Source organism: Aeribacillus sp. SP014, assembly GCF_054055575.1.
In genome coordinates this window covers 1,823,168-1,843,286 of record NZ_JBSRXI010000001.1, presented here as the reverse complement: position 1 = coordinate 1,843,286, position 20,119 = coordinate 1,823,168, and the positions used below count along the sequence as shown (strand labels likewise).

The window sequence follows — 20,119 nt, the reverse complement described above, 5'->3', positions numbered from 1 at the left end:
CTATATTTAACATTATTCGTTTATGAAACAGAAATATGCTACTTTTGCCGGCTTTCGGTCATTTGCTTCCAAACGGATCCTTTTGCTTCTTCTCCTTTTTCGATCCTTTCTATTGCCATCTTTATTTGCATTTTCACTTCAAATTCTGGATCGTCTTCCGCTTCCTTCAGTTCCTTTAAAACAGATTCATCTCCTACTTCGTACAAAAACATGGCTGCTCGCCAACGAACAAGTTTACTTTTGTCCTTCAATGCTTTCGCCATTTCAGGAATAGCCGCTTTGTCCCCGATGTCAGATAGCGCATCACCTGCTGTTCTTCTAACAGTAACGCTTTTATCTTTTAACGCTTTATAGAGCAAAGGAAGGACAGCCGGATCTTCGAGCATTCCTAAATAGACCGTTGCAAGTCTTCGTATCGATGCTTTCTCATCATTCAACGCTTTTTCCAGCACATCTAAATCTTCAAGCGTTGGATCCATTTGCTCCAAATGGGCAAACCGCTTTTGCCAATCAGGATCATCAAGCATGTCAACCGTTACTTTGTAGCTGAATCGCTTAAACGTTTCCTTTTCATCCTTTTGATGAATGATTCTATTTTTTATGCGTTCCAGCCTGTCATCCGGATAGGCTGCTGATATTTCATCGACAACCTCCTGGCCGATTGCATCCAAATCTCCGTAGCGGACGCCATGCTCCTTCCATTCCCTTTCTAAAACAACGTTGTTCGCATGCTTTTGAACTTCCATGATCATGTTTCGGAAGCGTTCAGGCAGCCCGTAGCGGCGCTCCTCATGTCCGTCTGTCAGCTTTACTTGCATCGGCAGGCCGTGAAACATTTGAATAAACACTTTTACTTCGCCATATCCTTCTTCAGGAGAATAGGCGTCCTGGCTGTTATCTTCAACCTGCTCGCCGAAAATGCTTCTTACTTCTGATAAAATATCCTGCCAATGATATTTGCTGTTTCGTTCAATGGCCATAAAATCTGCAACATGATAAACCCCTTTCACCCCTTCAATTGCTAAAATGGATTGGATTTCCTTTGGTGCTTCATGAGCATTTTCTTTTTTATAATTGTTCCTTTTACCTGCCGGAAGCTCTTGGTCGAGAATTACTTTCATCGTATTAGGGCTTGGGGTAGGTTCAATCGACTTAATGTTCACAAGATGTCACTCCCTACTTCCTCTTAGCTAGTTCCATTTTAACATGCCAGTCTGCAAAATTCTTTCCAAAAGCACTTGCAGTGAAATAATGGAGAATTTACAAAAGCTTTTCGATATAAGGAGCGATGTCTTTCGGATTTGTTTGCGGAACAAATCGCTCTACCGGATTGCCGTCGCGGTCGATCAAAAATTTTGTAAAATTCCATTTAATCATCTTTGTTCCAAACACGCCTGGAATTTGTTCGGTCAAATACACAAATAAAGGATGGGCATTCGGGCCTCTCACATCAATTTTTGAAAAGACGGGAAATGTCACACCATAATTTTCACAAAATGTTTGGATTTCTTCGTCCGTTCCCGGCTCCTGATTGCCAAACTGATTACACGGAAACGCCAGTACGACAAATCCTTTTTCTTTGTATGTTTCATATAAATTTTGCAAATCTTTGTATTGCTCCGTAAAGCCGCAATAACTTGCAGTATTGACAATGAGCATGACATTTCCTTTATACTGTAATAGTGATATTGTTTGCCCATCTGCGGTTTTTACATCAAAGTCATAAACAGTCATCACGCCTCCCCCTCCATTTACGTTGATTTTACATTACAGTCATAATAATAACAAATCTAAAATTGAAATATCATTTTAAACTATCTATAATATTAGCAAAACTTAGTCTGATCATGTTCTGTTTCGCTCTGCACATGATTCATTTTTTTGTTTTTCGATTACATTCCGGAGGTGCACATACATGCCAATTAATATACCAGCAAATTTGCCGGCAAAAGAAATATTGGAGAAGGAAAACATTTTCGTGATGGATGAAAAAAGGGCTTACACTCAGGATATCCGCCCATTAAATATTGCCATTTTAAATTTAATGCCAGAAAAAGAAAAAACGGAGACCCAGCTTCTCAGACTTTTAGGAAATTCTCCGCTTCAAGTTAATATCACGTTTTTGCGTCCGAAAACCCATACGCCAAAAACAACGGCAAAGCAGCATTTAGAACAATTTTATACAACGTTTGATCAAGTCAAGCATCGAAAATTCGACGGGTTGATTGTAACAGGGGCTCCTGTTGAAAAAATGCCTTTTAATGCTGTTAATTATTGGGAAGAGTTGACGAACATTTTTGAATGGACGAAAGAAAATGTGACATCTACTTTGCATATTTGTTGGGGTGCTCAAGCAGGCCTATTCTATCATTACGGCATCGATAAATATATGCTGCCGAAAAAATGCTTCGGCGTTTTTGAACATAAAATATCAGATCCTTCCGTCAAGCTGTTAAGAGGTTTCGATGAAATCTATTACGTTCCTCATTCTCGCCATACGGACATCGATGTGGAAGAAGTGAAAAAACAAAAAGATTTAGAGATTTTGTCTTATTCGGATGAAGCGGGTGTATGTCTTATTTCTTCGAAAGACGGGAGATTTATTTTTTTAACCGGACATCCTGAATATGATGCAACAACATTAAGAGATGAATATGAACGAGATTTGGCGAGAGGACTTGACATCGAAATCCCAAAAAATTATTTCCCTAATGACGACCCGACGAAATCGCCTTACAATCGCTGGCGGTCGCATGCGAATTTGCTGTTTGTCAACTGGCTTAACTATTATGTATATCAAGAAACTCCTTATATTTGGGAATAATAATAGCAACCTGGTCGGATTAAAATACGACGTTCTGAAATTGAGGTGATGAAATCGTTTATGAATAAGCAGAAAATTTTGATCTTGACAGCAAAGTACGGAAACGGGCATATTCAAGTGGCAAAGACGCTGGAAAAGCGATGTATGGAACGGGGTATGGACGTCATCGTTTGCGATCTATATCAAGAGTCTCATCCACTCATAACTGAATTCACAAAATACCTGTATTTAAAGAGCTTTTCGTTTGGAAAACAGTTTTACCGTTTGTTTTATTATGGTGTAGATAAAATGTACAATAAACGAGTCATGAATGTTTATTACACAATGGGCAGAAAAAAACTCGAACAAGTGATTGCTGCTGAAAAACCCGATATCATCATCAATACGTTTCCAATGATCGTCGTACCCGAATACCGGAGACGCACCGGTCACGTGATTCCGACCTTTAATGTCATGACAGATTTTTGTTTACATAAAATTTGGGTGCATCAAAACATAGATAAATATTATGTTGCATGTGAAGATGTAAAAGAAAAACTTCTCAGCTTAGGGATCGACGAAAAAGACGTAAAAGTTACCGGAATTCCTATACGCAGCCGATTTGAAGAAAATATTGAGATAGAACCGTTGTACCGCAAATATGGATTAAGTGAGAACAAACATATTTTGCTTATTATGGCAGGTGCTCACGGCGTCTTAAAAAATGTGAAAGAAATTTGCGAAGCGATGCGCTATTCAGAAAACGTCCAAACCGTTGTTGTATGCGGAAACAATCATGCGCTCAAAGACCGCTTAGCCCCTCTTGCTAAAGCAAGCAGAGATCAATTGAAAGTTTTGGGTTACGTCGAAAGAGTGGACGAGCTGTTTCGAATTGCTTCCTTGTTGATTACAAAACCCGGAGGAATTACGTTAACAGAAGCTTCTTCCCTTTCGGTTCCTCTCGTTTTATACAACCCGGTTCCTGGGCAGGAAAAAGAAAACGCGGAATTCTTTGCAAAACACGGTGCTGCGGTCATCGTCAACAATGTATCTGATATGATTGATGAGGTGAACAAATTATTGCATTCACCTGATAAATTAAAACGGATGCGTAAAAATATTTTTCAACTGTACCATCCAAACGCTGTGGACACCATTTTAGACGACATAAAGTTAGAAAGTGAACGAATGTCTAAATATATTCATGAACATATTTCATAAACGAGTGTCAATAAGACATTCGTTTTTTTATAAAATGATGTCGCTTTATCGTATTAACTTCCTCGTATTACCTGGAAAATGCTTTTTTTTTTTGCGAGAAAACAGCACCGATTTTCACGGTGAAAGCATCCTTGTCATGTAGCCGGCAATTAAGCTGATTTATTCCCAATCAATTTCCATCTTAGCGTTTTGACAAAAATTCGAATGATTGGAATAAACTTGACTTTCAATAATTGGTTAGTGTATAGTAGATATATCATTTAGCTGAATATAGGCAGCCTAAGGTTTTGAGACCTTGCTTGTTGCATTATATTCCTGTTAAATGATAAAAAATTTTTTAAGCACGGCTTTGTGCGGAAAGTATTAGGAGGAAATCGAAATATGCAACAAAATGGTAAAGTAAAATGGTTTAACAATGAAAAAGGTTATGGTTTTATTGAAGTTGAAGGCGGAGACGATGTTTTTGTCCACTTCACTGCAATTCAAGGCGAAGGTTTCAAAACCTTAGAAGAAGGTCAAGCGGTATCTTTTGAAATTGTCCAAGGAAATCGTGGACCACAAGCAGCGAACGTTGTAAAATTATAATCGATGATCATTTGATCTTCAAATATAAAAAGAGGCTTTTGCCTCTTTTTATTTTTTATTTTCGGAATTTTTATTTATTACTGAATTTTCGATCGCCGCGCTTGCGTGTCCCCCTCAAATTTTTCCCCAGCTCTTTAATTTGCTGTCCCACCGTGCATTTATTAATACAAAATGAATGGGCATATGTTTTTCCGTATTCTTTTCGAAAATGAGCTTTTAAAAAACAATTTACGCAATATTCATCCATTAATTCAGTCATTTTTTCAAATATAGCCGCACGATCTTTCATCATTCCATCTCCACTGTTTTTTATTTATCATTATGCTGTTTCACAAAAAGAGATTGTACTTTCTCGAAAATGTATCTTTCGCATTCTCAATTGAAGAGACTAATTTTTTATACCATATTCTGTTCAACCTTGCAACCGATTCACTCAAAAGGGTTTTTACAGACATTGATCGAATTGTATGGTATAATCACATCGATTTTTTTGAAAAGAAAAAGGCAGTCAAATAGATGTTTTACTTAATAAGATCAAAAGCTCCTCACATCTATTTTAAGCTTTTTTCATCCTTATCATGATCTTGATGACATGTTATATTCTTCATTTTTAAAAAAATTCCTCTAAGGGAGTGAAATTGATTGGTAGAAGTCTACATAGATGGTGCGGCAAAAGGAAATCCCGGACTTTCCGGCGCCGGTATTTATATAAAAGGAACGAACATTCAAGAAAAATATTTTTTCCCCCTTGGCGTCATGGATAATCATGAAGCTGAATTTGCTGCATTAGTCAAAGGACTTATGATCTGCCTTGAAAAAGGATATAAGATCGTCTCTTTCAGAACCGATTCACAGGCAGTGGAGCAAGCAGTGCTTAAACGTTATGCAAAAAATCAACGCTATAACAGCCATCTTCAAGAAGCGTTAAAGCTCATCGATCAATTGGATTTGTTTTTTATTAAATGGATTCCCGAAAAGCAAAACAAAACGGCTGATGAATTAGCCAAAAAAGCATTGCAGCTTCAAAAAGGGATTGATCATGAAGGAACAACAAGCGGCTGATTTTAAGTTTTTTCGTGTTGCTTATATTTGGAAACAGCATTTTTTATCGTTCGGAGGGCTTTATGTGTTAACTCATATTATTGAAGAAGAACTAACAACGTTGTGGTCTTTCATTGGAACCCTTTATTGTATTAGCACGCAATAAACTAACAACGTTCGGAGCGTTCAGCAGGACCTTAATGTATTAGCGCGATAAACTAACAACGTTTGTGAACATTCACCGGGACCTTTAATGTATTAGAACACGATAAACTAACAACGTTTATGAGCGTTCCATCAAGAGCGGGGCCCCATGAGATCATCCGCTTTTTGATCAGAGGGATGAGCTTGGTTTTTGCGGCTTCTCCCGGCAAAAAACATTTCCACAAACCATTTTGCACGTTCTGTTAGCATCCAGAAAATAAAGACTCTTCCATAAATGTTATGAGGAACTGGGTCATCCAGTTCCTTTCAGCTTTGCTTCCGACTTACATATTCTTTTACCATTTCTTCCGTTACGTATTTTCGCTGCGGAACGATTCCGGTTGCTCTGGCCAGCTCATTCATTTCTTTTGTAATTTCGTTAATCGTTTGCACGGAAAAATGAAGCCCCTTTTCGCAAAGCATTACAGCTTCATCGATTGCCTGCTCCCGTTTTTCTTCTAGATGCAAAAACCTTTTCACGATCTCGTGCTGGCGGTTTGAATGCTTTGTTATCTCTTTATGTACTTCTGCCATCTTTTTTCCCCCTAATTTTTAAGTTCGAGCACTTTCAAAGGAAGAGAGGAGCTTCTGCCCCTCTTTATGAAAGCGATGTTAATTCATTGAATTTTTCTTTCATCCATTGTACATCATTTGGTGCTGTCAACGTTTTTAATCTAGCTTGAATAAATTGTTCCCCTTCATGAATCATTTTTTCCTTCAGCTGTTCGATTTCCTTTTTCAATAATGCTTCGTAATGGCGAGCCAGATGCTCTTCAAAAGCTCTCACCGACATGTCAATCGTATCTTTCAAATTCTGTTCTAAAATATCAAACAGCTTTTGCTTTTCGTTCTGCTCGAAAAATGATTTCGTATTTCGGAACACTTTATGTGCTTTTGAAACATCAAATTGAATGTAAGGGAAAACGGAAACTTGGATCCGGATTTCTTCCCATTGAACCTCTTCTATACTTGAAAACGGAACTGCTTCACATTGTTTAGCAACCATGTCGGAAAGGTTCTGATTGATTTTTTGCAATATTCCGTTTAAATAATTTTCAATACGAAGTGTTGTAGCGTTCATTTCCTGCTGGAGCTGAATATTCAGTCCTTCTATCATTTCGTTAAAACAATCCATTAAAATGGCTGCTTCTCCCTTTGTGTTGTTTGTAAATTTGCCAGGATGATACGCCTCTTTAAACAGCTCCGGAAGTTTATGAAGAAGCCGCTGTTTTACGTAATAGTTCAATTCTTCCGTTTCCTGTTGGAATGTTATAACGTATTCGTCAACTGATTGCGTACGAATTAATTCCTGCATGCGATTGAGCTGATCCTTCAATTCGAGAATTTTCTGATCGCGTTCGCTTTCATCAAGCTCCAAAAGCTTGATCATATCTGAAAGTTCTGAGACCGCCTGTTGAAATTCATGTTCAGCCGCTTGAATTAAAACGGTCATCAATTCATGATGGATAAAATGTTCAAACGACTTGAGAAAATGCGGAAACTCGTCTCGAACCTTTGAAATCTTTTTCTTTTCCAATGCCTGTAAGCTTGAAACTTGAAAAAGCTTCGGCTGTCGGATTGAATGGGACAATAACATTTGCTCGACATAATTTCGAACATCTTCTGCATCTTGATCATGTTCCGCCAAATCAATTGCATTGATGATAAAAAACATTTTATCTAACGTAAAGGCGTCCTTTACAAGACCAAGCTGATCCAAAAACTGCTGATCTCCTTTTGAAAATGGATGGTTGTAGTAAGTTAAAAAGATAATGGCATCCGCATGTTTTATATATTGGAAAGCAAGTTCTGTATGCCGGCCGTGAAATGAACTCGCACCTGGAGTATCAACAAGAGTAATCCCTTTTCTAGTCAGATCACAATCATAATAAATCGTTACATCCTGAATCATACATGACCGTTCTTCTTTTGCAACAAATGACTCAAGCTCATCTGCCTTGATCCATTTCACTTTTTGATCTTCTTTTTCATAAAATGAGATTCCTTCTAAAAAGGTGTTCAGCCTTCGTTGAACCATTTCATCTTCCGTTCGTTTCATTGCTTGAAGCATCGCTTCGCGCAAACCGGAAAATCGCTCCGCCTTAAGAGAAAGCGGTGCTAGCAATTCATTAATTTCTTCTAAAATTTGTTGCTCATTTTTAAAGACTACTTCCACATCCCCGTGTTTTTTGCCATCTTTAACACCGGTTAATTTATTGATAACAGCGGTTGTTGGAGTTGGCGAGGAAGGGAAAATTTTTTCACCAATCAAGGCATTTAAAAAGCTCGATTTTCCTGCACTAAACGCGCCAAAAATTGCAATTTGAAAGGAGCGGTTCTCAATTTGAGAAAGTTTTTCTTTTAAGCGGTTGGCTGAATGCTCCAGCCCAGTCTCATTTAAAATTTCAATCCCTTTTTGCAGCTTATTTATCATTTGATCTTTCTTCGCCGCTTCATGTTTTCGTTCGGTTTCTTTTTTCTCTATTTTTTTATCTTTTCTTTGCTTTTCATTCGAAATAAGGAATTGAAGAGAATTCCATTCCATGATTTGTTTTTGCAGATGTTCGGCTTTCCATCGCTCGATATCAATATTGTCAACAGTTCCTTGACCATTTAATATGTCGGAAAGCTGTTTAAACTCATTCATAAATTGTTCTTTCTCATCAATCGCTTTAGACATTTGCATCAGTTTGACTGTAAGCTGTTCCCGCTCCTGCTTCATCCGTTCTCTTTCTGTTTGATTCATCTTGTGTAACGCTTTGATCATGTGATCGCGCAAGCTTTGAGCTTCTCGTTTGCACAATTGCTGTACAGCATTTGAAACATCTTTCCCATACTGGAGCACATATTGACCGTTTAATTCAGCCCCTGGTTTGATCACGTCAAGCAGCATATTTTCATCAAATTCGATCGAAAAGCTTAGTATTTGCTGTAAAAGAGAAGGTTGGTCGATATGATGCTTTTCGTAATATTTTTTCGCCATATTGATGATGTGCCATACAATTTGCGATTCCACATTTTTGGCCAGCTCTTCATAAAATTGAATAAGTGCATTTCGTTTTGCCTCTTCTGTTTTCTTTTTTGAGAAAAACAAACCAACTTTAAAATCTTTTTTCTGGGTTTCAATTAATTTTGCCGCTTTTTCCCTTGTATCATAAGGCATAAGATTGGCGTTTCTCAACAAACCATCAAGTTCTTGATCAAATGCTGCTTCAAACTGTTTAATGTCTTCATCTATCAGTTTGAGCTTCTGTTCTATTTCCGACAATTTTTGCTGGCTGTTTTGAAGCAGCTGATCAAGCTGATTCCATTCATCCAATGAGAGATGAAGGCTCTCCGCTTTCTCTTTAGACAAATCCTCCTTCATTTGTTGAAGCAAAATTTTTGCCTGCTCCAATACATTTTTTCGCACTAAATGCTTTTTATTATCGACTAGCCCATTTAACCGCTCCTCTAACTGCTTAAATTCGTTTAAAGGATGCTCAGGCGATTTCGTTGTCGTATAATAAATATTTTCCTTTTCAATTCCGATAGCTGTCAGCGAGGCTTCAATGTTTGTTTTAAACGTTGAAAAAGGTATTTCATCTTCTTGATGCTTATCAATTTGGTTGATGATGACGATGATCGGTTTATTCATCTCCCTCAGCTTTGACAAGAAAGAAAAATTCAGCTCCGACTGAACGTGATGATAATCCGTCACATATACGATGTAATCCGCTAAATGGAGCGCCGATTCTGTTCTTTTGCGATGATCGTCATCCGTTGAATCAATTCCCGGCGAATCTGTTAAAATCAGATGTTCACGAATCGTAAAATAAGGCCGTTGAATAAATACTTTTTCAATTTCATTTTCTTGTTTGCACAGCTTGCTGATCAGCTCATTATCCAAATCGTCTTTCGATTCATACATTTTGCCATTAAACAGATGCACACGGGTCAAACGTTCGCCTTTCGCCAGCATGACGATATTGGAGCTGGTCGGAAGCGGACTCGAAGGCAAAATGGTTCCGTTTGCAAGCTTGTTTAACAGCGATGATTTTCCTGCCGAAAAATGGCCCATAAATGCAATTTGGATTTGATCCTGCATTTCTTTTTCAATTAATTCTTTCCATTTTTGTTTATAGGAAGCTTTGACTTCTTTAGGAAGCTTTTCAAATATTTGAATCAAGCTGCTGATTCGTTCTTGCTCAACTACATTTCCCATACCTCAGGCTCCTTTTCGTCAATTCCTCATGTTGATTTTACCATATTGCCCGTAAATGAAGGCAAAAAAATTATTTTCAGGAGCCTGGACAAGAAAAAACCCGCTTCGCTTCCTCCCAAGCGACTGTTAAAAAGCTCAGTTTTCCCATAAAAAAGAGATTGACTGTTTTTTGCCAATCCCCGCTATGTAATATATGAAAAATTTATTTATGAATTTGAGTCGACTCGCTTCAAAACATATCCGATTAAAATGCTATAAATCAAAACCGTACTACCGACAAAAAGCATTGTCATGTCGTCACAGCCTTTCTTGAGAATGATTTTCATCATTAATTAAAGAATAACATGAGTGAAAATCATTTTCAATAGTTTTTTCGAAACGAAGTTTTAAATTTTAAAATTTTACATAAAAAAACCAGCCAAAAATGGCTGGCACAAAATTTATTATTTAGTGATTTCGATTAACAAATCACCTGTTTGAATAGCTTCTCCGCTCTTCACATAAATATCTTTAATAACACCTGCAAATGGAGCTTGAACAGTCGTTTCCATTTTCATTGATTCAGTGATCATTAAATGATCGCCCTTATTTACTTTTTCGCCTTTTTCTACCAAGACTTTAATTACTGTTCCAGGCATAGACGCTCCAATATGTTCAGGGTTTTGCGGATCTGCTTTGACTCTTTGCTGAACAGTTGATTTGATGCTCTCGTCTTTAATGACAACCTCACGCGGCTGACCGTTTAATTCAAAGTACACGATCCGCGTTCCATCAGGCTGCGGTTGGCCAATGGAAACTAGCTTCACAATCAGCGTTTTTCCTTTTTCTATTTCCACTTCAATTTCTTCGCCTAAACGCATTCCGTAGAAGAATGTCGGTGTATCTAAAACAGAAATGTTTCCATATTGTTCATATGTTTTCAAATATTCCGTGAACACTTTTGGATACAGTGCATAAGCAATCGTCTCGTAAGGCGTCGGCTCACGATGGAGCAGCTGCTCCAGTTCTTCTTTTAATGCTTGGAAATTAACCGGCTCCAATAGCTCCCCAGGTCTAACTGTAATCGGCTCACGGCCTTTTAAAATCACGCGCTGGAGCTCTTTCGGAAAGCCTCCGTACGGCTGGCCGAGATATCCGGCAAAAAATTCAATGACTGAATCTGGGAAGTCAAGCGATTCTCCACGCTCATATACGTCTTCTTCCGTTAAATTGTTCTGAACCATAAAGAGCGCCATGTCACCAACAACTTTTGATGACGGAGTTACTTTGACAATATCGCCAAACATTTGGTTGACGCGGCTGTACATTTCTTTCACTTCCTCCCAGCGGTCACCCAAACCTACAGCCTTCGCCTGCTGCTGTAAATTGCTGTATTGTCCGCCAGGCATTTCATGTACATAAACTTCTGAATGAGGAGCTTTCATGCCGCTTTCAAAGTCTTGATAATATTTGCGAACTTCTTCCCAATATTGAGACAGCTTTTCCAATGATTGAATGTTAACATTCGGTCTTCTTTCCGAACCTTCAAGCGCATAATATAAAGAATTGGCACTTGGCTGAGAAGTTAAACCGGCCATTGAGCTCAACGCCGTATCTATAATATCGACTCCTGCTTCGATCGCTTTGGCATATGTGTATATGCCGTTTCCGCTCGTATCATGTGTATGCAAATGAATTGGCAGATCGACCGTTTCTTTTAACACTGAAATAAGCTCATATGCCGCCTGTGGCTTCAACAGTCCTGCCATATCTTTAATGCCTAAAATTTGTGCACCTGATGCTTCCAATTCTTTTGCCATCTGTTTGTAATAATTCAAATCATATTTTCTTCTTGTTGGATCGAGAATATCCCCTGTATAACAGATGGCTGCTTCGGCAATTTTTCCGGTTTTACGGACGGCATCGATGGCAAGGGTCATCCCTTTTACCCAGTTTAAGCTGTCAAAGATTCTGAACACATCAATGCCTGCTTCCGCTGATCTTTCGACAAATTCTTTAATTACATTATCTGGATAGTTTTTATATCCGACAGCATTCGATGCGCGCAAAAGCATTTGCAGAAGCAAGTTTGGCACATGCTTTCTGACAATTTGAAGTCTTTCCCACGGATCTTCTTTTAAAAAGCGATAGGCAACATCAAACGTTGCTCCTCCCCACATCTCAAGCGAAAACAGGTTTGGAAGCAATCTCGCAGTAGGTTCAGCAATCTTTTTAATATCATTTGTACGCACGCGAGTTGCCAGCAATGATTGATGAGCATCTCGGAAAGTCGTATCCGTCAACAGCACTTGTTTTTGTTCTTTTACCCATTTAACAAGGCCGTCGACTCCTTCTTTCTCTAAAATTTGTTTCGTTCCTTCTGGAATAGGCTCCGATAATTTTACGTGCGGAATTGGTGGCTCATCAAATACTGGTTTTTTCTTTTTCCCGATGCCTGGAAAACCGTTCACCGTCACATTCCCAATATATGTGAGCATTTTTGTTCCCCGATCTCGTTGTTTCGGGAAAACGAACAGCTCAGGTGATGAATCAATAAAGGACGTATCATATTCTCCAGATAAAAATTTCTCATGTTTAATGACATTTTCCAAAAAAGGAATATTTGTTTTTATTCCGCGAACTCGAAATTCTCTTAAATTTCGAATCATTTTTCTGGCAGCTTGCTCAAACGATAGCGCCCATGTCGATACTTTTACAAGCAATGAATCATAATAAGGTGTAATAACAGCGCCTTGGAAGCTGTTTCCGGTATCCAATCGAACGCCAAAGCCGCCTCCGGAACGATACGCCATAATTTTTCCAGTGTCCGGCATGAAATTGTTCAGCGGATCTTCCGTCGTCACCCTTGCTTGAATAGCATATCCCCATGTTTTAATGTCTTCCTGTCTTGGAATTCCAACTTCCGGGCTGTGAATTGAGTGGCCTTCTGCCACAAGAATTTGTGTTTGAACGATATCTATCCCTGTAATCATTTCAGTAATCGTATGTTCTACTTGAACACGCGGATTTACTTCGATGAAATAAAAGTCATCGCCGGAAACTAAAAATTCCACCGTACCTGCATTGACATAGTTGACATTTTTCATTAACCGTACAGCCGCTTCGCAAATTTTATCCCTTAATTCCTGCTTTAAAGAAACGCTTGGAGCAACTTCCACGACTTTTTGATGACGACGTTGGACAGAACAGTCCCTCTCATAAAGATGAACAATGTTTCCATCGTGGTCACCAATGATTTGCACTTCAATATGCTTCGGATTTTCGATCAGCTTTTCTACATACACTTCGTCGCTGCCGAATGCAGCTTTTGCTTCCGATTTAGCTCGTTCATAAGAATCCTTTACTCCAGCCTTTGAACGGACTATGCGCATACCCCGGCCTCCGCCGCCAAGAGCAGCTTTAATGATAAACGGATACCCGTATTCTTCACCAAACTGAATCACTTCATCCAAGCTTTTGACTGGACCGTTGCTGCCTGGAATGACTGGAATTCCGGCCTTTTCCGCCTGATGTCTAGCTTTCACTTTATCGCCAAACATATCTAAGTGCTCTGTTCTAGGGCCGATAAAAATGATTCCGGCTTCTTCGCATTTTCTAGCAAATTCGATATTTTCAGATAAAAAACCGTATCCGGGATGAATAGCATCCACGTCATGAGCTTTTGCAATTTCAATGATACCGTCAATATCGAGATATGCTTCGATCGGTTTTTTTCCTTCGCCAACTAAATAAGCTTCATCTGCTTTATATCGATGATAAGAACCTGAATCTTCCCTGGAATAAATTGCAACGGTTCGGATATTCAATTCATTGCAAGCTCGAAATACCCGAATCGCGATTTCTCCACGGTTTGCTACTAAGATTTTTTCAATTTTTCTGTTCGTCATATAAATCCCCCTTGCAGTGTATATTAGATTTTCAAGAAAATAAAATTAGAGCAGCATATGGCGGAACGATTACATGCTTGCAATTTCTTTTTCTTTTTTATATTGCTCCCGGTAATTGACAAACATTGAAACATTCACTAACAATCCCATCGATATTAATAGTACTAATAACGATGAGCCTCCATAACTGACAAACGGCAATGTAACACCAGTGATCGGGATCAGCCCTGTCACTCCTCCCAAGTTGACGGCCGTTTGAATGGCGATCATGCTTGAAACTCCTACGGCAATCAATGTACCAAACGGGTCGGTGCATTTTCTTGCAATATAGAGGCCTTTTAAAACGATAAACGCCAAAAGCGTAAGAACAAATAATACACCGAAAATACCTAGCTCTTCCGCTACAACGGCCATAATAAAATCAGTGTGCGCTTCCGGCAAATATCCGTATTTTTGCACGCTTTCCCCCAGCCCCAGTCCAGTAAGACCTCCGGATCCGATCGCAATATATGAATTGACGAGCTGATAACCTGCTCCGTCTTCATGTTCAAATGGATCCGTATACCCTGTAAAGCGGGAAAGACGTTCTTTACTAAAAATATCATCGGCCTTAAATAAAATGAGCGGACTTAGCAGCAATAAGAAAAATAAAGCAAGCAATACTAACTTTAACATGTTTTTGATGCCCATACCTGAACATAAAATAATAGACAAGGCAATCATTCCAATAATGAATGATGTCCCAATGTCAGGCTGAAGCATAACAAAAACGCAAATCAATACGGTAAAGATTACCGGAGGCAATGCTCCCTTTCCAAAGTGCCATATGTACGATTGCTTTTTTTCGTATACAGCTGATAAATAAATAATGGCGGAAAGCTTGACAAATTCTCCCGGCTGAATGGCTCTTCCGGCAACTTTAAACCAGCTTTGCGAACCGCCGGCAACATGTCCAAAAACAAATAACAGCCCGAGAACAGCAATCGATCCAAAAAACAAAATTCTTATAAATTTTCCGTTCAGCAGAGCGCGGTACGGAAAAAACATCATTACTAGAAAAGCTATCGTTGCAAGCAGGAGCGAGGACAATTGCTTGCGAAAAAAATAATCGCTTTCCGTATAATACCTCGTGACTGCCATGATCATACTTGAACTGTACACCATGACCAAGCCGAAACCGCATAATAAGAAAACTGCTAAAATAAGCGAATAATCATATGATTTTAAAATTCGTTTCAACATGTTCATCTTCCTTACGACTTGCTGCTCTTCTTGTTGCAAAATAAATACACAGTCATTGTTTTCATAAGTGTAAAGAAAATTTATTTTCTATTATACTTTGAACAATTCATTTTCTCAATGGCAAAATAAAAATTGCGAAGGAACACCTATTGTGGAAGGTCGATATGATAAATGGAAAAGATAAAATAAAAGCCCAAACCTTTTTTTACCGGTTTGAGCAAGCTTTTTATTTTCGTACAAATGCCTCGTGCAGAGCTGACAGCTCACGCTCAAGCTCATCAAGCAGAGCTTTTCCCTCGCGTTCTTCAATCAGGCCTAGTCTGACAGCAAAGTCAATTTCCCGAGATAATCCGAACATTTGCGTATCTAAAACCTCTTCATAAAGAGGACATTGAGGCATTGTCAAATTGTCCATTTGTACTTTAATCAATTTCATGATTTTATCTGCATCCGCCTTTAAAAGCGAAAGAGCCTTTTCCCGGTGACTAAGAACCATTTCAAATGATGCCATCTGAATCCCTCCGTTCCCCATTAAGGAATCCCTATTCTATCTATTAATATTAAATGTTATAAAGGAAAATTGCAAGGAAACACGCACCCTCCTTCCCTAATAATTTTAAAGTTGTTCATATATATGTATGAACCTTCCAAAAAAATGCTAGAAGAATTCGTCTGATTGATTTGCCGCGTCTGGACTCAGCCGCCTGACTGTCGCCTTTTTGAACTGAAATGGGCAACGGAATGTGACAAAATCCATAAAAGCGCTTATACTTTAACGTGGAGGGATGCTCATGAGCGATATTATTCAAATAAAAGGGAATGTAAAATTTCCAATTACTTTGGACCCAGGTGTTTGGATCTTTGATGACCGCCGCATTGATTTAAATACATATTTTGATCAAGGCCGCAAAGAGGAAAACATAGAAGAGGACTATGTGCAAAAAACAGCAAATCAATGGCAACGGGAGATTCAGGAGGGAGCTGTATTTCCGCCTACTTTAAAAACGGAACAAAAATTTGAAAAAGAAAAGGTGCTTACCGGGACTTTCGGCATGCCGCTTAAACCGTTTTTATCAAATGCTGAACCGTTAACGAACGCCAAAACGGTCGTTTTTGAAACCGAAAACGGCGAAGTCGAAATGCCGATTGAAAAAGCAGAAGAATGCATTTTGGCATTTAGCATGGAAGGAAAACCGTTAAAAGAAGACGGCCCTGTCCACATCATTTACGGAGATGGCTCGAACCGCAATGATCCAATTAAAAAGGTGAGAGCAATAATCGTAAAATAATTTTTGGGGGTGTCTAATAAGTCGTTTTACGGCTTATTGACGCCCCCATTAATGTTTTAGAAACGTTGATATATCGGTGTTTATTACCAATGGCGATTTGACTTTCTGGACAATCCCTTTTTTTCCATTGCTCACAATTTGAGCAGAATCGCAAATGTTAGCGCAAAAAATCTTTTTGGATGCTGCAAAGAGCTTAAGATAAATCAGCTTCTGCAAAGCTCACACTTTTATCTCTGACCCCTGAGGCTTTTGAAACTACAGCATCTCACTTTTTCATAACAAATCTGCTGCTATTTGCGCCAATTGGGATCGTTCGCCTTTCAGTAATTTTACATGCCCGGCAATTGCTTGATCTTTAAATTTTTCCACTACATAGGTCAACCCATTGTTATATTCATCTAAATAAGGATGATCAATTTGTCCTGGATCCCCCATCAACACAATTTTGCTTTTTTCGCCAACTCTTGTTAAAATCGTCTTCACTTCATGTTTCGTCAAATTTTGCGCTTCATCGATGATGATAAATTGTTCCGGGATGCTCCTGCCGCGAATATAAGTCAGCGCCTCCACCTCGATCGAATTCATACCTGCTAAAATCGCATCAAGCTCGCCAGCTTTTTTCGTATTAAATAAATATTCTAAATTATCCCATATTGGCTGCATCCAAGGCCTCAGTTTTTCTTCTTTTTCTCCCGGCAAAAAACCGATATCTTTTCCCATTGGAACAATTGGTCTGGCGACAAGAAGCTTTTTAAATGATTCCATGTCTTCTGTTTGCATCAGCCCGGCCGCTAAAGCCAAAAGCGTTTTTCCTGTACCTGCTTTGCCGATCAAAGTCACGAGCTGAATATCGTGTCTCATTAATAGTTCGAATGCCATCGTTTGTTGAACATTTCTCGGCTGAATTCCCCAAACATGGTCATGCTGAAAAACAAGCTTTTTCAATCTTTTCCCTGTTTTATCGACAATCCCAATGGCAGATGATTTGCCTCCTAAAGCATCCTTCAGCAAAATAAATTGATTCGGATAAAAAGGATGATTGGTTATTTCCGACAGCAGCAGCTCATTTTTCTCATAAAATCGGTTTAAGTTTTCCATACTTATGTAAAGGTCAAGAAACCCTGTATAGATATGGTCAATTTCTACTACACGATCGCTCAGAAAATCTTCAGTATGAAGTCCAATCGCATCTGCCTTCACTCTCACTAAAGCATCTTTGCTGACTAAAATTACCGATTTTCCATCTTTCTTTGATTGCTCTTCCAGTGATAAATTTTTGGCTACTGCCAAAATTCGGTTATCATTTGTTTTTTCCACGAAAATCTCCTGCAGATCATGAAACGAACGATGATTTAATTCAATTCTTAAAGATCCGCCGTTTGGCAGAGGAATTTTTTCGTGCAATTTCCCTTGTTCCCTCAACTGATCAATGATTTTTGAAACTTGGCGCGCATTTCGTCCAACTTCATCCATATATCTTTTTTTGGAATCCACCTCTTCAAGAACAACGGCAGGTATTACAACTTCGTGCTCATCAAAGGAAAAAATGGAATTCGGATCCTGCAACAAAACATTCGTATCCAGCACATATATCTTGCCCAATCTTTCTTCCTCCCTCATCCGAAATTATTGGAGGCTTCCTTAGCTAAAATATATGTCTTTATGAATAAAGATAGAAGGTTTATTAAACAATAAATAAAGAAAGATGCTGCCTAAGCCGATGTCTTCTACAATCCAGTCGGGAGTTAACTCCGAAAGATTCAGGCTTCTTTATAAGTTTTGTAACTAGAACCAATGTTATTCGTCAAAGACGGAAGCACGAAATAAGTAATGGATTACTTTACACCTTACTTGTAAGAAAAGGAGTGATAGCATGCGCAGCTTTTTGATGTTTATTTTGCTTGTCGGCTTATATTTAAACGGTTGTTCCACAAACGAAAATGCACGAGAGGAAAATCGTGGTGAAAACTATTCAAGAACAATTACTGTCAAAGATTCCGTGCGGGAAAATGTTGATCGCAAATCCGGCCAGGAAATCGCCCGCCGCTTGGCAAAAATAGCCGAAAATGTTCCAGATGTAAATGATGCAACTGCAGTTGTTCTTGGAAATTATGCAGTCGTCGGAATTGATGTCGACAAAAAGCTGGATCGTTCAAAAGTTGAATCGATTAAGTATTCCGTTGCAGAATCATTAAAAAACGATCCTTACGGGGCTTATGCTGTAGTTATTGCCGATCCAGACACAAATGAACGAATCCGCCAAATTGGAGAGGAAATTCAAAACGGCCGGCCCATTGGCGGCATTCTAGATGAGCTCGCTCAAATTGTCGGAAGATTGATGCCGGATCTTCCTGGTGACGCTACAGACAATCAACAAAAGCAGCCGATGAATGAAAAAGATCAGCTTCCGAAGTCAAAAAATCAAGAGCTGAATAAAGAACAGCGTGATCAATCAAACCAAAAACAACAATAAAGACATTAAAACGCTTAAGTCCGAAGCTTAAGCGTTTTTCATTGCTTTCAACACCTTTTAGTCAAAATCCGATGATATTTTGTCATATTTAATAAAATAACAACTCATAAAACATTGTTTCACTATTGACCTGCGCGGCTGAAGATCAGTATGTCTATTCATTTTAATAATAGCTTGACTATCGCCGGATGATTCACGATCCCAAGTCGGAACGGAAATGCAAATGGCTCTGGTTTGGATAAAGAGTATTGACCTGTCTCACAATGTTTTTTGCAATGCTCGAAAGTGGCTCAATAGCTTATTTTTCTGTCTTTTCTTATAGAAATTGTATTGTGTGTAAGTCGTATAAAGCCGCTGCTGGCTTGATTCTTTTGCAAAGTTGCAAAAGAAATTGTGTGAGCGGAAGCAAAACGTGATATACTATGCGAGAGGCGAGTGAGTATAGAGGCGTGTTGTCTGAAAGCAATCCAAACTATCATCGAAGCCTTTTGATGCTGAGACGAACAACGTTGTACAAAGCTTAAAAATTTGATTAGAAAGTGTGAGAAGCAAGATGAAAGTCAAATGTGTTTTATGCGATAAAATCGAAACAATTGATGACGAATCATTGAAGGCAAAACAGCTGAGGAATAGACCGATTCATACATATATGTGCAATACTTGCTATAATCGAATTACGGAAAAAACAAACAAAAGACTATCAACCGGAAAGTTCCGTTTGTACCGCGAAAGAAAAAGGAATGAGCTTTTTTGAGAACAGAAAAATACTCAGAAAAAAGTTAAACAGATGAAGGTGGTGCGCACTGGCACATACCGACATCTGTTTTTATTTTCTTTAAAGCTATGTGTTGTTTTCATTTTTTTTCGAATAGTAAAGCCGAATTTTATATATGCTTAAAATAAGGACAGCGACTACCAATCCTTCTGCAATCGGCAGAAAAATTGCCAAAAACGTCAGCACCGTACAGCCCAAAGCGAGAAATAAATAGATTATAGCAGACTTTAAAATCGGGAGCTTCTTAGCAAATCCCAGTTTATATACAATAATTGATAAAATCAGAATGGTAATATACAAATACCACATTCCGACATCATGCTGCTCATGAACACGGAAAAGACGCGCAAAAAAAGACAGCCTTTCAATTACTTGTTCTTCTGTCACTACGTCCC

At 38.7% G+C, this 20,119-nt stretch carries 18 protein-coding genes; 8 read left to right on the top strand and 10 right to left on the bottom strand.

Translation table 11 applies throughout. The annotated features are described in order from the left end of the window. Positions 1-38: 38 nt before the first annotated feature. Complete coding sequence (locus ACVIJU_RS09035; RefSeq protein ID WP_066250259.1) at positions 39-1,163, bottom strand: conserved virulence factor C family protein; 1,125 nt, start codon at positions 1,161-1,163, stop codon at positions 39-41. A 97-nt stretch (positions 1,164-1,260) separates the two neighbouring features. Next, positions 1,261-1,734 (bottom strand): glutathione peroxidase, encoded by a 474-nt coding sequence (locus tag ACVIJU_RS09030; protein WP_063389670.1) that lies wholly within the window; start codon positions 1,732-1,734, stop codon positions 1,261-1,263. 181 nt (positions 1,735-1,915) lie between these two features. On the opposite strand from ACVIJU_RS09030, the gene metA reads away from it, so the two are divergent. The 3 genes from metA (at position 1,916) to cspD (ending at position 4,609) form a co-directional block, all read left to right on the top strand. Further along, positions 1,916-2,824, top strand: a complete 909-nt coding sequence (gene metA / locus ACVIJU_RS09025; protein ID WP_063389669.1) for a homoserine O-acetyltransferase MetA — start codon at positions 1,916-1,918, stop codon at positions 2,822-2,824. A gap of 60 nt (positions 2,825-2,884) precedes the next feature. Beyond that, a complete protein-coding gene (locus ACVIJU_RS09020) occupies positions 2,885-4,024 on the top strand; it encodes a diglucosyl diacylglycerol synthase (RefSeq protein WP_063389668.1) in 1,140 nt (379 codons plus the stop codon). 381 nt (positions 4,025-4,405) lie between these two features. After that, positions 4,406-4,609, top strand: a complete 204-nt coding sequence (gene cspD, locus ACVIJU_RS09015) for a cold-shock protein CspD (RefSeq protein ID WP_063389667.1) — start codon at positions 4,406-4,408, stop codon at positions 4,607-4,609. 70 nt (positions 4,610-4,679) lie between these two features. Here cspD and ACVIJU_RS09010 read toward each other — a convergent pair whose 3' ends face one another. Beyond that, positions 4,680-4,898, bottom strand: a complete 219-nt coding sequence (locus ACVIJU_RS09010; RefSeq protein ID WP_456687495.1) for a zinc-finger domain-containing protein — start codon at positions 4,896-4,898, stop codon at positions 4,680-4,682. Positions 4,899-5,251: 353 nt separating this feature from the next. Between ACVIJU_RS09010 and ACVIJU_RS09005 the strand changes: the two genes are divergently transcribed. Beyond that, a complete protein-coding gene (locus tag ACVIJU_RS09005) occupies positions 5,252-5,671 on the top strand; it encodes a reverse transcriptase-like protein (protein WP_063389665.1) in 420 nt (139 codons plus the stop codon). Further along, positions 5,649-5,816, top strand: coding sequence for a hypothetical protein (locus ACVIJU_RS09000; protein WP_165381958.1), 168 nt, complete (start codon positions 5,649-5,651; stop codon positions 5,814-5,816). Before ACVIJU_RS09005 ends, ACVIJU_RS09000 begins: the two co-directional genes overlap by 23 nt. A 305-nt stretch (positions 5,817-6,121) precedes the next feature. Here the strand turns inward: ACVIJU_RS09000 and ACVIJU_RS08995 are convergent, their stop codons facing one another. The 5 genes from ACVIJU_RS08995 to ACVIJU_RS08975 form a co-directional block, all read right to left on the bottom strand. Further along, positions 6,122-6,388, bottom strand: a complete 267-nt coding sequence (locus ACVIJU_RS08995) for a YpbS family protein (RefSeq protein WP_327862924.1) — start codon at positions 6,386-6,388, stop codon at positions 6,122-6,124. 64 nt (positions 6,389-6,452) lie between these two features. Beyond that, positions 6,453-10,058: a dynamin family protein gene (locus ACVIJU_RS08990; protein ID WP_456687494.1), complete on the bottom strand. Its 3,606-nt coding sequence runs from the start codon at positions 10,056-10,058 to the stop codon at positions 6,453-6,455. A gap of 443 nt (positions 10,059-10,501) precedes the next feature. After that, positions 10,502-13,945 (bottom strand): pyruvate carboxylase, encoded by a 3,444-nt coding sequence (gene pyc, locus ACVIJU_RS08985; protein ID WP_063389662.1) that lies wholly within the window; start codon positions 13,943-13,945, stop codon positions 10,502-10,504. Positions 13,946-14,014: 69 nt separating this feature from the next. Next, complete coding sequence (locus tag ACVIJU_RS08980) at positions 14,015-15,187, bottom strand: FtsW/RodA/SpoVE family cell cycle protein (RefSeq protein WP_456687493.1); 1,173 nt, start codon at positions 15,185-15,187, stop codon at positions 14,015-14,017. A gap of 226 nt (positions 15,188-15,413) precedes the next feature. After that, the gene (locus tag ACVIJU_RS08975; protein ID WP_063389660.1) at positions 15,414-15,698 is read right to left on the bottom strand and encodes a YlaN family protein; all 285 of its coding nucleotides are present in this window, start codon (positions 15,696-15,698) and stop codon (positions 15,414-15,416) included. Positions 15,699-15,978: 280 nt separating this feature from the next. Between ACVIJU_RS08975 and ACVIJU_RS08970 the strand changes: the two genes are divergently transcribed. Further along, positions 15,979-16,476 carry a molybdopterin-dependent oxidoreductase gene (locus tag ACVIJU_RS08970; RefSeq protein WP_066250247.1) on the top strand — a complete coding sequence of 166 codons (498 nt, stop codon included), beginning with the start codon at positions 15,979-15,981 and terminating at the stop codon, positions 16,474-16,476. A 273-nt stretch (positions 16,477-16,749) separates the two neighbouring features. Here the strand turns inward: ACVIJU_RS08970 and ACVIJU_RS08965 are convergent, their stop codons facing one another. Further along, positions 16,750-18,096 (bottom strand): PhoH family protein, encoded by a 1,347-nt coding sequence (locus ACVIJU_RS08965; RefSeq protein ID WP_456687492.1) that lies wholly within the window; start codon positions 18,094-18,096, stop codon positions 16,750-16,752. 253 nt (positions 18,097-18,349) lie between these two features. On the opposite strand from ACVIJU_RS08965, the gene ACVIJU_RS08960 reads away from it, so the two are divergent. Continuing rightward, entirely contained in the window at positions 18,350-18,949 is a 600-nt protein-coding gene (locus tag ACVIJU_RS08960) for a YhcN/YlaJ family sporulation lipoprotein (protein ID WP_066250243.1), read from the top strand. A 553-nt stretch (positions 18,950-19,502) separates the two neighbouring features. Beyond that, positions 19,503-19,703 (top strand): YlaI family protein, encoded by a 201-nt coding sequence (locus ACVIJU_RS08955; protein ID WP_063389656.1) that lies wholly within the window; start codon positions 19,503-19,505, stop codon positions 19,701-19,703. Positions 19,704-19,790: 87 nt separating this feature from the next. On the opposite strand, the gene ACVIJU_RS08950 is transcribed toward ACVIJU_RS08955, so the two are convergent. After that, positions 19,791-20,111, bottom strand: a complete 321-nt coding sequence (locus tag ACVIJU_RS08950; protein ID WP_232515525.1) for a YlaH-like family protein — start codon at positions 20,109-20,111, stop codon at positions 19,791-19,793. Positions 20,112-20,119 lie beyond the last annotated feature (8 nt).

Bases quoted from the DNA above. Each gene is read 5' to 3' on its own strand.
- ACVIJU_RS09030 (WP_063389670.1), bottom strand. From the start codon at position 1,734: ATGACTGTTTATGACTTTGATGTAAAAACCGCAGATGGGCAAACAATA.
- metA (WP_063389669.1), top strand. From the start codon at position 1,916: ATGCCAATTAATATACCAGCAAATTTGCCGGCAAAAGAAATATTGGAG.
- ACVIJU_RS09020 (WP_063389668.1), top strand. From the start codon at position 2,885: ATGAATAAGCAGAAAATTTTGATCTTGACAGCAAAGTACGGAAACGGG.
- cspD (WP_063389667.1), top strand. From the start codon at position 4,406: ATGCAACAAAATGGTAAAGTAAAATGGTTTAACAATGAAAAAGGTTAT.
- ACVIJU_RS09010 (WP_456687495.1), bottom strand. From the start codon at position 4,898: ATGAAAGATCGTGCGGCTATATTTGAAAAAATGACTGAATTAATGGAT.
- ACVIJU_RS09000 (WP_165381958.1), top strand. From the start codon at position 5,649: ATGAAGGAACAACAAGCGGCTGATTTTAAGTTTTTTCGTGTTGCTTAT.
- ACVIJU_RS08995 (WP_327862924.1), bottom strand. From the start codon at position 6,388: ATGGCAGAAGTACATAAAGAGATAACAAAGCATTCAAACCGCCAGCAC.
- ACVIJU_RS08990 (WP_456687494.1), bottom strand. From the start codon at position 10,058: ATGGGAAATGTAGTTGAGCAAGAACGAATCAGCAGCTTGATTCAAATA.
- pyc (WP_063389662.1), bottom strand. From the start codon at position 13,945: ATGACGAACAGAAAAATTGAAAAAATCTTAGTAGCAAACCGTGGAGAA.
- ACVIJU_RS08980 (WP_456687493.1), bottom strand. From the start codon at position 15,187: ATGTTGAAACGAATTTTAAAATCATATGATTATTCGCTTATTTTAGCA.
- ACVIJU_RS08975 (WP_063389660.1), bottom strand. From the start codon at position 15,698: ATGGCATCATTTGAAATGGTTCTTAGTCACCGGGAAAAGGCTCTTTCG.
- ACVIJU_RS08970 (WP_066250247.1), top strand. From the start codon at position 15,979: ATGAGCGATATTATTCAAATAAAAGGGAATGTAAAATTTCCAATTACT.
- ACVIJU_RS08965 (WP_456687492.1), bottom strand. From the start codon at position 18,096: ATGAGGGAGGAAGAAAGATTGGGCAAGATATATGTGCTGGATACGAAT.
- ACVIJU_RS08960 (WP_066250243.1), top strand. From the start codon at position 18,350: ATGCGCAGCTTTTTGATGTTTATTTTGCTTGTCGGCTTATATTTAAAC.
- ACVIJU_RS08955 (WP_063389656.1), top strand. From the start codon at position 19,503: ATGAAAGTCAAATGTGTTTTATGCGATAAAATCGAAACAATTGATGAC.